Source organism: Rhizobium sp. USDA 3886 (assembly GCF_056279785.1).
Genome location: NZ_JBWCDC010000003.1, coordinates 2161361 through 2173719 on the forward strand (window position 1 = coordinate 2161361; position 12359 = coordinate 2173719).

General features: G+C 56.5%; 18 protein-coding genes and 2 pseudogenes. 11 read left to right on the plus strand and 9 right to left on the minus strand.

Translation table 11 applies throughout. The features are described 5' to 3' along the window. The first annotated feature begins 150 nt into the window (after positions 1–150). The 3 genes and pseudogenes from tnpA to tnpC all read left to right on the plus strand — a co-directional run bounded on the left by tnpA (position 151) and on the right by tnpC (position 2489). Positions 151–537: an IS66-like element accessory protein TnpA gene (gene tnpA, locus ACZ9BX_RS33245; protein WP_476222587.1), complete on the plus strand. Its 387-nt coding sequence runs from the start codon at positions 151–153 to the stop codon at positions 535–537. Next, positions 534–887: an IS66 family insertion sequence element accessory protein TnpB gene (gene tnpB, locus ACZ9BX_RS33250; RefSeq protein ID WP_476222588.1), complete on the plus strand. Its 354-nt coding sequence runs from the start codon at positions 534–536 to the stop codon at positions 885–887. Before tnpA ends, tnpB begins: the two co-directional genes overlap by 4 nt. Before the next feature lie 68 nt (positions 888–955). Continuing rightward, a pseudogene (tnpC, locus tag ACZ9BX_RS33255) lies at positions 956–2489 on the plus strand (IS66 family transposase). A gap of 52 nt (positions 2490–2541) precedes the next feature. Here tnpC and ACZ9BX_RS33260 read toward each other — a convergent pair. Beyond that, complete coding sequence (locus ACZ9BX_RS33260) at positions 2542–2877, minus strand: hypothetical protein (protein WP_476222590.1); 336 nt, start codon at positions 2875–2877, stop codon at positions 2542–2544. A gap of 251 nt (positions 2878–3128) precedes the next feature. On the opposite strand from ACZ9BX_RS33260, the gene ACZ9BX_RS33265 reads away from it, so the two are divergent. Next, positions 3129–3407 (plus strand): DUF7957 family protein, encoded by a 279-nt coding sequence (locus ACZ9BX_RS33265; protein ID WP_476223096.1) that lies wholly within the window; start codon positions 3129–3131, stop codon positions 3405–3407. Between the two features lie 228 nt (positions 3408–3635). After that, positions 3636–3983, plus strand: coding sequence for a GFA family protein (locus tag ACZ9BX_RS33270; RefSeq protein ID WP_476222592.1), 348 nt, complete (start codon positions 3636–3638; stop codon positions 3981–3983). A gap of 82 nt (positions 3984–4065) precedes the next feature. Here the strand turns inward: ACZ9BX_RS33270 and ACZ9BX_RS33275 are convergent, their stop codons facing one another. Continuing rightward, entirely contained in the window at positions 4066–4593 is a 528-nt protein-coding gene (locus ACZ9BX_RS33275) for a hypothetical protein (RefSeq protein WP_476222593.1), read from the minus strand. Between the two features lie 336 nt (positions 4594–4929). Here ACZ9BX_RS33275 and ACZ9BX_RS33280 point away from each other — a divergent pair, with 336 nt between their 5' ends. Beyond that, a complete protein-coding gene (locus ACZ9BX_RS33280; RefSeq protein ID WP_476222595.1) occupies positions 4930–5421 on the plus strand; it encodes a P-loop nucleotide/nucleoside kinase family protein in 492 nt (163 codons plus the stop codon). Positions 5422–5530: 109 nt separating this feature from the next. Here the strand turns inward: ACZ9BX_RS33280 and ACZ9BX_RS33285 are convergent, their stop codons facing one another. After that, positions 5531–5950, minus strand: coding sequence for a GNAT family N-acetyltransferase (locus ACZ9BX_RS33285; RefSeq protein ID WP_476222596.1), 420 nt, complete (start codon positions 5948–5950; stop codon positions 5531–5533). A 258-nt stretch (positions 5951–6208) separates the two neighbouring features. On the opposite strand from ACZ9BX_RS33285, the gene ACZ9BX_RS33290 reads away from it, so the two are divergent. From ACZ9BX_RS33290 to ACZ9BX_RS33305, 4 genes are all read left to right on the plus strand, one after another. Beyond that, positions 6209–6766 carry a hypothetical protein gene (locus ACZ9BX_RS33290; RefSeq protein ID WP_476222597.1) on the plus strand — a complete coding sequence of 186 codons (558 nt, stop codon included), beginning with the start codon at positions 6209–6211 and terminating at the stop codon, positions 6764–6766. A gap of 75 nt (positions 6767–6841) precedes the next feature. Beyond that, positions 6842–7144 carry a hypothetical protein gene (locus tag ACZ9BX_RS33295; RefSeq protein ID WP_476222599.1) on the plus strand — a complete coding sequence of 101 codons (303 nt, stop codon included), beginning with the start codon at positions 6842–6844 and terminating at the stop codon, positions 7142–7144. A 127-nt stretch (positions 7145–7271) separates the two neighbouring features. After that, positions 7272–7619 (plus strand): GFA family protein, encoded by a 348-nt coding sequence (locus tag ACZ9BX_RS33300; protein ID WP_476222592.1) that lies wholly within the window; start codon positions 7272–7274, stop codon positions 7617–7619. A gap of 295 nt (positions 7620–7914) precedes the next feature. Then, entirely contained in the window at positions 7915–8289 is a 375-nt protein-coding gene (locus tag ACZ9BX_RS33305; RefSeq protein ID WP_476222601.1) for a VOC family protein, read from the plus strand. A gap of 171 nt (positions 8290–8460) precedes the next feature. Here the strand turns inward: ACZ9BX_RS33305 and ACZ9BX_RS33310 are convergent, their stop codons facing one another. Together ACZ9BX_RS33310 and ACZ9BX_RS33315 are read right to left on the minus strand one after the other, a co-directional pair. Further along, entirely contained in the window at positions 8461–9267 is an 807-nt protein-coding gene (locus tag ACZ9BX_RS33310) for a class I SAM-dependent methyltransferase (RefSeq protein ID WP_476222603.1), read from the minus strand. A gap of 153 nt (positions 9268–9420) precedes the next feature. Then, complete coding sequence (locus ACZ9BX_RS33315) at positions 9421–9804, minus strand: hypothetical protein (RefSeq protein ID WP_476222604.1); 384 nt, start codon at positions 9802–9804, stop codon at positions 9421–9423. Positions 9805–9950: 146 nt separating this feature from the next. On the opposite strand from ACZ9BX_RS33315, the gene rctB reads away from it, so the two are divergent. After that, positions 9951–10355 (plus strand): SMa0974 family conjugal transfer regulator, encoded by a 405-nt coding sequence (gene rctB, locus ACZ9BX_RS33320; RefSeq protein WP_476222605.1) that lies wholly within the window; start codon positions 9951–9953, stop codon positions 10353–10355. 144 nt (positions 10356–10499) lie between these two features. Here the strand turns inward: rctB and ACZ9BX_RS33325 are convergent, their stop codons facing one another. From ACZ9BX_RS33325 to ACZ9BX_RS33340, 4 genes and pseudogenes are all read right to left on the minus strand, one after another. Next, positions 10500–10802 carry a type II toxin-antitoxin system RelE/ParE family toxin gene (locus tag ACZ9BX_RS33325; RefSeq protein WP_100770858.1) on the minus strand — a complete coding sequence of 101 codons (303 nt, stop codon included), beginning with the start codon at positions 10800–10802 and terminating at the stop codon, positions 10500–10502. A 4-nt stretch (positions 10803–10806) separates the two neighbouring features. Further along, complete coding sequence (locus ACZ9BX_RS33330; protein ID WP_100770859.1) at positions 10807–11058, minus strand: type II toxin-antitoxin system ParD family antitoxin; 252 nt, start codon at positions 11056–11058, stop codon at positions 10807–10809. 400 nt (positions 11059–11458) lie between these two features. Further along, positions 11459–11620 (minus strand): annotated as a pseudogene (locus tag ACZ9BX_RS33335) (IS30 family transposase); the annotation flags it as partial. Further along, positions 11619–12128, minus strand: coding sequence for a hypothetical protein (locus ACZ9BX_RS33340; RefSeq protein ID WP_476222606.1), 510 nt, complete (start codon positions 12126–12128; stop codon positions 11619–11621). The gene ACZ9BX_RS33340 and the pseudogene ACZ9BX_RS33335, both read right to left, overlap by 2 nt. Positions 12129–12359: the final 231 nt, after the last annotated feature.

Genomic DNA, 12359 nt, shown 5'->3' on the forward strand with positions numbered 1-12359 from the left:
CTATCGCCGGACAGACCGGCGTCCCGGTCGGTCGTGCGACTGGGTCGTCGCGTGCTATCGATTAGCGGTAACCGGTGTTCCTCTCCCACGTTGCTCTCGCCGCCGTGATCTGTGATCGGCTTTCCAAGGACGAGCAACGGGAGTTTCTCCATGGACAGTACATTGGAGGTTTTCACGACCAGGAAGTCTGGACGTGAGGTGCATCGGCATTGGCCAGACGACGTCAAGGCGCAGATCGTTTCTGAGAGCCTTCGGCCCGGCGCTATGGTCAATGAAGTCGCGGAACGACATGGCCTGAAGCCGAACGACCTGTCCACCTGGCGGATGATGGCACGGCAGGGCAAGCTGGTTCTGCCTGCACCCGAGGATGCGGTAGAGTTCGCAGCGGTCATCGTCGATCCACCCGTTGGGGAACCGCCGATCAAGAAAGCCAGCCGTCCCGAGATCATCGTCGGCTCTCTCACGATCCGTCTGGAAGAAGGTGCGTCTGCCGCCCAGATCGCCGCTGTCGCGCGTGCATGCGCAGGTCCGGCATGATCTTTCCATCGAACCGTGTGCGGATCATGGTGGCGACCAAGCCCGTCGATTTCCGCAAGGGTCACGACGGCTTGGCGGCGCTGGTAAAGAACGAGCTGCACAATGACCCGTTCACAGGGACGGTCTTCGTATTCCGGTCACGCAAAGCGGATCGGTTAAAGCTGATCTACTGGGATGGCAGTGGTCTGGTGATGGCCTACAAACGGCTGGAGGAGCACACGTTCACCTGGCCAGACATCCGGGACGCCCTGATGACCTTGGGACATGCCCAGTTCGAGGCGCTGTTTGCAGGGCTCGACTGGCGGCGGGTCCGGTCCGTTGAGGCACGAGCGCCGACGGCAATCGAATAGGTGCGTCACGATGACTCGGTTCGCAAATTCCGGCGGTGAGACGACGCGTAATTTGATAGACTTCCTCCATGTTGGATGCGGTCGATCTTCCAGACGATATTGCTGCCCTGAAGGCGATGTTGATCGCGGCGCAAGCGCGTGAAGTCCGCAAGGATGAGCGGATCGAACGGCTGGAGAAGCTGGTCGCCGCTTTCAAGCAGGCAGCCTTTGGTCGCAAATCCGAGAAGGCCGATCCCGAGCAATTCGATCTTGCACTTGAAGTGCCATTGCGGCTGTCCATGCCGAAGACGAAGCAGACAGCCCCTCGGGTAAACCGCGCCCCAAATCTCGTGCCACCAATCGTGGCTCTCTTCCCGCCCACCTTCCTCGTGTCGAGGAGATCATCGAGCCGGAAAGCCTGATCTGCCGCTGTGGCGGTGGCCTGCATTGCATCGGTGAGGACGTGTCCGAGCGGCTGGATGTCATCCCGGCGCAGTTTCGCGTCATCGTTACTCGACGTCCCAAATATGCCTGCCGTGCCTGCACCGACGGCGTATCCCAGGCTCCAGCGCCAGCGCGACTGATCACCGCCGGATTACCAACCGAGGCGACTATCGCGCATGTGTTGGTGGCGAAGTACGCCGATCATCTGCCGCTCTACCGCCAGGCCCAGATCATGAGCCGACAGGGCATCGACCTTGACCGATCCACTCTCGCCGATTGGGTCGGTCGGGCAGCATTCGAACTGCGCCCGGTCTTCGACACTCTGATTGCCGACCTAAAGCGGGCGACGAAGCTGTTCATGGACGAGACCCGTGCGCCGGTCCTCGATCCCGGCTCCCGCAAAACCAAAACCGGATACTTCTGGGCGTGGCCCGTGATGACCGACCGTGGAGCGGAGCTGCGCCGCCAGGCGTCGCCTTCACCTATGCTCCCGGTCGCGCCGGGCACCACGCCGAGCGGATATTGCAAGGGTTCACGGGCATCCTTCAGGTAGATGGATATGCCGGATATAATCGGCTGATCGCACCGGATCGCGTTGGACCGGACATCCGACTGGCCTATTGTTGGGCCCATGCACGTCGCAAACTGGTCGAGATCACGCGCAACGGCTCGGCACCAATTGCCGAGGAAGGCGTGAAGCGGATCGGTGAACTCTATCGGGTCGAGGCCGAGCTACGCGGGCTTCCCGCAGAAGCTCGCCTCGCCGGGCGGCAGGAACGATCAGCGCCATTGATTGCGGACATGCGAACTTGGCTCACGCAGCATCGTGCTCGTGTCGCTGGTAAGTCGTCGCTCGGCGAAGCTCTCGCCTATGTGGCCAAATACTGGGATGGCCTCTGCATTTTCCTGACCGACGGTCGGATCGAGATTGACAACAATGCCGTCGAGCGGACAATCAGGCCCGTTGCCCTCAATCGGAAGAACGCTCTCTTCGCCGGGCACGATGCAGGAGCGGAGAACTGGGCGACCATTGCCTCGCTCATCGAAACCTGCAAGCTCAACGCTGTCGATCCGTTCGCCTACCTGTCCGCCACACTCACCGCTATCGTCAACGGCCACAGGCAGAGCCAGATCGACGTTTTGATGCCCTGGAATTATTCGCGGCGGACAAACGGCTGAAGTCTGCTTTTGGCCCATTCCGGTCGCTTTCGGCCCAATGCGGAAATACGCGTTATCTGCCGCCCCACAAAAATTCGAAAGCTTCCAATGGCAGCAGGCTGGGACCGTAAGTAGCTTCCTCGTTCTTCTTCCTGCGGCCACCAAGGAGCCAATGCCTCACCGCTAGACCGAAGCAGGCCAACGCCATCCAACCCCCAAAAAACAGCAAAAACATCTCATGCACGAAGCAAAGCGAGAGCGCAAAGACGACAAGCGCTACGCGATAAAGCAACAGATGATCCGCGATGAAAGTCTTGGCGGCCGAAAATGCCTCTGTTGGAATTGAGGCGATTGCCATTAACAAAAACACCAGCGTGGCGGCGGGGACAAATACGTATAAGACAAGCATAAGCAGCACCCAGCAAAGTGACTTGCAACTATAAGGCAGAGCGTCGATAGAAATCAACTTTATACGCTTGACAGCTTCTGGCGCTTCGCTGCCATTGCGATGGCGCCAGTCGTGCCGAAGCGGCCATCCAAAGACCGCCGATGGCAGAGCCCAGTCTCGTCAAATCGACGCGCCACGAGACCGAGTGATAATTGGCGAATCCGCAAAAATCTGCAATGCTGACGGGAACGCTAGGCAACGATGAGGGACTGATGTCAGGCCGAATAATTGACCGCGTTGATCTTCCGGATAACGCGGGCAGCGTCGTGCTTTACCACTGGGAAGATATGAGGGACGGCGACAACCTCGTGAGGCGAAATTCAGACGATGAGGTTCTTTGGAGAACTGCCCCTCCGATGAAAGACATGCAGGACTGTTTCACCGCGATATCATGGGACGGCAAAGTCCTCATCGCCAATACGTGGAGTTGCTACCGCATTGGTGTAAACCTACAGAACGGCGCAACTACGGTTCTGGGCTTCGCAAAGTAGATGCTTGCTGAGTTTCAGGTCCTAGCAATAAGAACCCAGCCCCTCACCTGACCTTTAGTCTTCTCAAACCCCGAATTGGCGCGATCCTTATGAGGTGCTGTCGCCAGTGGGCGCTTCACTGCCATGAGCCAAGTCGCCTGTCGGCCCGAAGCGGACACCCGATGCCAGAGCGTGGGGTGGCGCTCCTCATCGCCTAGCCTATATGCTCCTGGCGGGAGTAGGATAGCTATGGGCCACATCGTTTCGTGTCATTGCGGGCGGCTGCGACTGGAGGTCGATGCGGAGTTGGACGAGGTTATTGAGTGCAATTGCTCGATCTGCACCCGCAGCGGCTTCCTGCATTGGTATGTCCCGCCGGATAGTGTGAAGTACCTCAGCGAGAAGAACGGCGCGAGCACCTATTGGTGGCGCTCCGCGACTGGCGGTCAGCACTTTTGCTCCAACTGCGGTATCGCGGTAGTTCGTACGTCAACACTCTTCCCGCCACCGGTGTCGATCAACGCCCGCTGCATCGAAGAGATCGACGTTTCCAAGCTCAACATTCGCAAGTTCGACGGCCTACACGCCTACCCGTAGGCGCTGGAGTGCGGGTATCCGCTCCTGGCGCATCCGGCCGGTGTCGGCCCTTAGCGGTCATGCTATGGTCAATGTTTGTCCATCACGAAGGCCGCAAAATATCCGCTCGGAGGAGTTGCTCACGCCATATTGGCCCACCAACTCCTTGTTCGGCGGCACCCCCACAAAAATCGGCATGGAGCCTTTTGGGGACATGATATTCAGCATCCCAAGCGGCTATGATCTCGAACGTCTGGATCGCGGGATCATTTGGGAATGTTTCATAGGACGGTGCGCCGTTGAGCCAAATAGTCACCTTCGACGCCCCAATCGGCCATTGCACGGTCGGCTGTGAACGAATGTCTGCCGGGAGAGGTGCACGGCCAAGCTTCTTCCACCTACCCGACCGAAGCGCCCGGCCTATAGAGGGATACGCAACCGTGAAAATCGACATAACGGATGAGGCTGTAATGTCTCCGATATCCGGAATAACTTTTTCTCGCCTAAGGAAGAACGCCAGGGACTTATCTCTGCAGACCTGCCCAAAGTAAATCCACTCATCATCTCCGGCGATGGCGTATAGCGTTCCTTCTTTGACGTCCGCCTTTGCCTGGGGAGCCGCTTCAAACATCGCACCTCAATACCTTAGTTGGTCAGCTCTAGTTCCGTAGCAGTTCTTCCATTGAGTATCCTAGTGGCTCAATGACCGCAATTGGCGCGAAGCAGCTAGCGGCTCAAAGCAGTCATTCCTCGCAACCCACACCCCGTCAAAGGCGTGGGTCGGCGCTAAGCGGTCGACTCACTCGACTAGGAACAAGCGCAGTGGTACCATTGAAAAATGACCTACTTGGTGCGAGACGCAGCCACGATCAGCGGCCGAATTCGTTACCCGGCCTGATACGTCGGGTCGGGTTTATGCGCGTCTGCAACACCACGCGTAAATCGCGTCTTCGCAAGGTCTCGATCCATGTTTTCGCACGAAACAACACTGCATTTCCTATGCGGCAAGATCGCTTCTGGAAAGTCCACCCTCTCCACTGAATTGGGTACGGGCCCAAGTACGATTGTGGTGAGGGAAGATCATTGGCTCGCCCGCCTGTATCCGGGCGAGCAAAAGACCTTGGCCGATTACGTTCGTAATTCGACGCGATTGCGTGATGCTATGGCTGGGTTGCTCGTTGATCTACTCCGAACCGGACTGTCGGTCGTACTCGACTTCCCCGGGAACACTCCTTCCCAGCGGGCATGGATGCGCACGCTGTTTGTGGAGGCTGGATGTGCACACCGGCTCCACTATCTCGATGTACCTGACGAGGTCTGCAAAGCCCGACTTCTTGGAAGGAACACGAGCGGCAAGCACGAGTTCTCGGTCAGTGACGAGGACTTCGATCTCTTTACCAGCTACTTCGTTCCGCCTTCCCCCGATGAGGCGTTCGACTTATTGGTGCACCGCCAGTGAGCTCGGCATTCAATGACGGACGACGCGCTAACTCGTGGATTAGGGAAACCGGAGGCAGTCGCCTCCGATGGTTAGAAGTGACCTTAGGTCTGCTTCTGGCGCTAAGCGGTCATTTCAAAAGCTTTGCCATAAGAGGATTAGGCCGGTGTGCATCGACAATTTCCCAGCCAATTTTGTAATAGAAACCCACTGCGTCGGGCGCTGCGTGGGCTTCTAGCCTGACTGCGTCGTGAGCCATGGCTAGTCTCTCGACAGCGGTCATCATGGCTCGGCCGATACCTTGCCGCTGGCGCTCCGCAACGACTGCAACCGTGCGAACCACCCCATTCCCGTTCCCAGTGAGATCAAGACGGACGGCACCGACGCACTCATTGCCGTCGACAAAAATCAGCGGAAGATGCTCCGGCTTTCTGTCGTCAGGATGGTGATCGTCGTATCCAGACAATCCGCGCAGATCGAACAGCACATGCCGTCGAATCTGATGATACGCCTCCCATTCAGATTGGCTCGATACCCGTACCAGCTTCAAATCAGCAGCCTCTCGCAGTAGAACGATTATAGGGGCGGTCCATCGGGGCGCAATGACCGCAATTGGCGCGAAGCAGCTAGCGGCTCGAAGCGGACTACTTCCGACATTTGAACCATCGCCTTAATCAGTCGAAAACGAGCTGCGGCTATACCTGAGGATCGGCGCTAGTTGCAAGCCGGTGGAGGACGGGCCACGATGAGAGTTCGGTTTTGCTGTGCGATTTTGTTGTTGGGTACGACGCTGCTTCCACGAGTTTCAATGGGAGAGACGTGGACAATTGAAGGGCCGAACAACGCCACAATTTCTGTCGATTCGGCGTGCGTTAAGCGAAATGAACCAATCGTTCTCAGCGACACTGATCACGAAACACGTCCGGTCTGGATTGACTGCGAATTTGCAGGTAAGCCGGTGACCCTGATGATAGCTGGGCTTTCCAGGGTTCTCACAAATTACAACGACTTTTCATCCGATAAGGCTGACAACCTATTCGACGAGATCACCGTTGGTACTGAGTGGTACCCATTGAGGGAACGGTTATCGTTCTTCGGTGGATCGTCTAACAGCAGCTTTGCACCCTTCGCCAGGATACACTCGGATGGATGGATATGTCCCGACGCGAAGAAGGGGTGCGGAAGTCCTGAAAGAGTCATAGATTTAAAGGTCATCGGGAGCCAGGTTGCAACCATTGCGCTTTTGACAATAGGCGACTTTGAAAGAGGCGAGGTGAAAGCAGCCGATGGAAGGACAATCGGGGTTCGTTGGTATTTTCCCGAGCCTGTCGGAAAGATGATTGCAACTTTTAGTTTTGAAAACTAATCGTGAATTTAAATACTGCAATCGTAAGCGTCTGAAAAGCTTGCGGAGATTATCAATTACCGACAGGCCGCCAAAGTGAACGAACGCTATAACACGACAATCATTCAAATCGTCATCGGTGCATTGAAGGAGCTGGAGAAAGACGACGATGTCATCCTTCTCGGACCTTCACCTCGAAAGGCCGCAGAGAAAATCGCCGCTGAGTTAAGATCAGTGGTGCCGAATCCTAACCTCACGCCAGAGGAATTGCATGGTGTGCGACTGCTGATCCTTCATGCGATCGCTAAGAAGTCTTTTTTTGACTGGGAAATGCCGACGCTTACGGGATTTACTGCTGAGCAGTTTCAAGAAATTGCGGACAAACTTCCTCGCGAATGACCGCTGATGGCGCTTTCTGGCCAAGGCACTCTTCCGCAGTCGGCCCGAAGCGGACACCCGATGCCAGAGCGTGGGGTGGCGCTCCTCATCGCCTAGCCTATATGCTCCTGGCGGGAGTAGGATAGCTATGGGCCACATCGTTTCGTGTCATTGCGGGCGGCTGCGACTGGAGGTCGATGCGGAGTTGGACGAGGTTATTGAGTGCAATTGCTCGATCTGCACCCGCAGCGGCTTCCTGCATTGGTATGTCCCGCCGGATAGTGTGAAGTACCTCAGCGAGAAGAACGGCGCGAGCACCTATTGGTGGCGCTCCGCGACTGGCGGTCAGCACTTTTGCTCCAACTGCGGTATCGCGGTAGTTCGTACGTCAACACTCTTCCCGCCACCGGTGTCGATCAACGCCCGCTGCATCGAAGAGATCGACGTTTCCAAGCTCAACATTCGCAAGTTCGACGGCCTACACGCCTACCCGTAGGCGCTGGAGTGCGGGTATCCGCTCCTGGCGCATCCGGCCGGTGTCGGCCCTTAGCGGACGACCTCCGAAAGCTGGAAGTCTTGACGCCAGACACGGAGGGCATTATTCGAACGATGTCGAAAAAGGCAGGGTCAGATTAGGTAAGCCTGACCCCTTCCCGTAGAGGAAGCTCTGTCCGTGCCCTTGGCATGAGAACCCGCGACGAGAACAGTGTGCATCCCGCACGCTGCCTCGGCGGATTCCGGAGCTGATGTAATGCTCATATTCGTCGGGAAACCAGGATATTAGCATGCGAATGAATCATCTCGACGTTCATGTCCCCGATGTTCAACGAACTGCCGCAGTTCTCGTAACCCATTTTGGGTTTCGGCAAGAATTTGCCCGCGACGGCCTGATCGTCCTACGTGACGAGGCCGATTTCGAACTGGTCGTCAGTCAGCCCGTTGCCGGGTTCGGCACTTCCGATCAGGTGAGCCTCGGTACATCGACGTATCACATCGGCTTCATGCTGGAGTCCGCAGATGCCGTCGACAAAATGTACGCTAACCTGCAATTGTCCGACGTGGAGCTTAATCGACCGCCAAAGGCTATTCGCGACGGCTGGCTCTTCTACTGCATGCTCCCTGGTCGCATACAGATCGAAATAGGTTTTCGAGGCACGCCACTTTGACCTCCTAAGGCGCAGCTCGAGAACCGGGTTGCGCCTGCAAACGCCATGGTCGTGCCGGGAATGCGCGCAACACGCTATGGCCGCTTCGGCGCGAAGCCGCCGAACGCGTTCGTCTGCACTCGGCCCGAAGCGGTCACTGGGAATAATCCGATTGATTGTCTCAGAGAGGTTTTAGGCCCTGGCTGTTACGATCCAGATCGAGGCGACTAGTGCGACGCTAGCCGGATTGCCGAGGTCTGCGAGTGCTTCGCGCAACTTGGCTTCAGCCGCCAACTTGATCGTGGCGTTCTCGCGAGCAATTTTACCAAGCGGGCCAATGCTCAACAGCACGCGCGTCATTGCGTCGACGTCACCACTTGTCACTGCTTCGTCATAAGGCACGATTGCAATGTCTTTAAATCCGGCAGACATCAGAACGTTGTGGACATATCCCGCCTCTGAAAAGCTGAAAGGGGTCTCGTCTTCTGGCGATTGAAATCCCGCCGCAAATAACGGAAACCTGTCCAATTCATTATCCCGAAAGGGCCGCCAACAGCAGAATGCAAGCCTGCCATCGAGCTTTAGCAACCGATGGAAATTGGAGAATGCGGCTATTGGATCGCCAAATGACATCACGCCAAAACGGGAGAAAATCGCATTCACGCTGCGGGGTGGTAGCTCCAGAACCTGAGCATCGGCCTCAATCAAGCGAACACATTTGCATTGGCTCGTGCGTTGACGGGCGACCGTGAGGAGCTGTTCTGCAATATCCACACCGTAAATCAATGCTTCCTCACCGACTCGATCCGCTAATTGCAAGATCGTCTGCCCGGTCCCACAACCGACATCGATGACGGTATCCGTAGGACCCAAATGCAACTCCTCCATGGCTCGCAGGCCAAGAGGAGAAAGCTGGCGGTCAATGAGTTCGTATTCTTCGGCCCAGGCCTTGGCGTGCATTTGCCTTGGACTGCAGGTATCGATGCTTGCTTCTGTCATTCACTGGTCCGTCCGATGATCCCGCTCGCGCAGAACTGTAGACCATTCAAAGCAATGACCGCAATTGGCGCTTTGTTGCCGTCAATGTTGCAGCGGTAGCTTTCGGAACGGCCTACCGCGCTTGGTCAATGGGGAGGAAGACACCGCTTACGATTAGCGCATCGCCACGACCATCTTGCAGAGTTTGACAAGGCTTGCGTCGAACCCGCCGGAGCGCAAAACGTCCTTGCAGCGTAACTTGGCCTTGGTTTTGTCGATCGCGGACATCTCGTTGAAGGACATCAATGCACCGCGTGGAACGCTGCCGTTGCCAACAGCGCCGGTACCGGTGGCATCTCCGGAAAGCGTTCCAACTCCAACATCGCCGTTGAGAAGCGCGTCTTCGGAGAGGCCTATCCTTGCCGAAGCGGCGGCGAGGCTTGATTCGCCAAGGCTCGCGTCGATATCCGCGTTGACGCCCTTCGAACCGCCGACGCTAGCCGTCGTGCTGACGTCGAGGGCGGAGCTATAGAAATTGGTTCGCTCCATATTGGACACCAGGCTCCTTCCGTAGGCGACTAATAGAATTAGCAGTCGAGTGCGCCGGCAAAGCGTGCACTAAATCATGCCGACGGCGGCATCAGGCACCTGTCCTCAACGGCCGTTGGAGGCATGGGCTGTCCCGGCGACTCAAGGAGGTAACGGTGGCAACGAGCGGGCGGTCGACAATTAAAGCCGAAACCCATAGAAATGCCGCCGAGAGCTATATCTTGGCGTCGAATCCGTGCGACCTCGTTGAGCAGACTACCCTGCCGATTTCCCATCTCGCCCGGAGGGTCAATGGCAACAGGACTGAACGGACGCTAGTCTTCGACGAAGGCAAGGCTATCGTCCGGGGCTTCGAGGGAGGGGTCCTGCTGTGGGTCTGTGCCAGCAATCTCGTCGTCCGCCACGCTCTTCAGATACTGCTTGAGAGCAGTCTCTTTCTCGCAACGTCGGAGAAGCGGCTCGAAATCTTTTGGTACCCCCGTGTCGGCAAGCCCTTTGCGGTGGTCGAGGGGATGCTGTTTTGCGACGCCTTGCAACGACGGCCTCCCAACAATAGTTGAGAGCCCATCTGACAATTGACAGACTTGCGATGACGCAGGGTATCGCCCTCTAAGTCGAGGGGACCATGACGATATTCTCGTAGGACTTGAAGACGCGGTTTGAGAGCCAGTTTTCACGCATGAAGAGACTAGAACGGACGTGCTCTAGAACTCAAAATCCTGCGGCTTGATATCCTCAGCGCCGTGCTTGACGCGGAGGACCACGATGCGGTCGTGGTACGAGCGATAATAAATGCAGCGGTTGCGATAAGGAAGGCCGCGCAGGCCCTCGGCGATGTGGTCACGAGGCGAGCCGGTGAAATCTACCTCGGCGATCCATGCGATCTTGGCCGTCAGGTCGGCCAAGAACTCTTGTGCATAGTGGGGGCTGCTCTCGGCAATATAGCGCCGCATGTTCCGGAGATCCTCGATCGCGGACGGCGCGACAATCAGGCGTTTCGGTTTAATGGCCCTATCTTTCGTTCATGAGGTCTTTGAGGAGATCCGCACCGCTAGGGTATTCTTTACCAAGCCCAGCCTCAATCTCGGCGTCTGCCGTCTGAATGTCTTTGCGCAACGCCCGCATTTTCAGCTCGTGATCAGCCAACATGCGGATGCCAGCGCGCACAGCTTCGGTTTCCGTCCCGAAACGTCCATTGCGGACGAGGTCCGCTAAAATCCCATCGTAGTTGTCGCCAAGAGAAAACGTCTTTGCACGTGCCATGTGGGTCGCTCCTTTTCCTCCCGCTATATTGTAAAATACCATACTTCTACAATATTTTGTTGGCAAGTCTGATAAGTGTCCCAGGACCGCACCCGCTCCGAGTCAACCTGAGGGGCGATCAGATGCTCAAAAATCCCCACCGTCATCGCGCCGTTGAAGACCGCCAGCTTCCCGTTTGCCACGACATGGCGGACACGACCAAGATTGTGGCTGTCCGCGATCACGACGTCCGCTCACGACAAACAGCGACTGTCATATCAATTCCGATTCTGCGTTCAACGGACGTGCTCTAAAACGCCGGGAGTGCGACATTCCAACTTTGCAGAAACAGGACACACTCTTAACTTTGCAGTTGGAGAATCTACGCCAAGTGCAAGATGCCAGACTACAGGGCATGGGATCAGCCACATTCCCGCAAATGGGCGATGAACACTTCGGCCGGTGTTTTGTAGCCGAGGCATTTGCGTGGCTGCGCATTCAGATGATGGGCAAGGTCGACGAGCTGTTGCTGGGTGATGTTGGATTGGTCGGTGTCGCCAGGCAGGAAGCGGCGGATCCGCCTATACTGCACCCGACCGGTATATACGTTTGAGGATCCTTAGATGGCAGCAAATGCAAGCCGACAGCACGAGGATAAAAAGAAGCGTCCCGAGCGGTGAGGATAGCGGCAGGAAAGACCAGTCGCCGCGCAGCAGTCGCGGCAATGAAAAGCTGGAAAGGCCGGCCTGCGCCACTGCCGCCCGCCCCATAGTGAGACCGGTCGCGATCAACGCGACATGCGCATGGATGAAACCTGACCGCAGGTGTCGTTGTGGCTGCAAGGCGAGCTGAATCCCGAAGAGCGATGCAAGAATCAGGAGCACCGTAGCGATCCAAATTCCGACTCCAGTTACCGCAAAAAGCAGGTAGATAGGCTCGCGCATGAGCGGAAGAATCGCCATATAGAGCCACCAGGCGGATGCGCTTGAGGGAGAGTATTCCAACAGCAGCATACTGATGAGGAAGACCGCCGCTGTCGCATAAGCCAGGGATGGCCCCAGTCGCACCAAAGTGAACATAGCGGTCCGCATATGACTTTTATCCTTTGGCCTTACGGTCACGCTACGACCGATAGGAACAATATAGGTGACGTTTGATTAATTTTTACTCTACCAATTACAATCCGCGAAGCGCGGGTTCGAATCGCGCGTTTCCGAATACTGGCTCATTTTGCCTCACAACGGGCGGCGCATCTGTCGCTATTTTACGACTGTTTATCTAAATTATTGAGTTATTAGTTTTTTTCAAGAAGACTTCTCGTG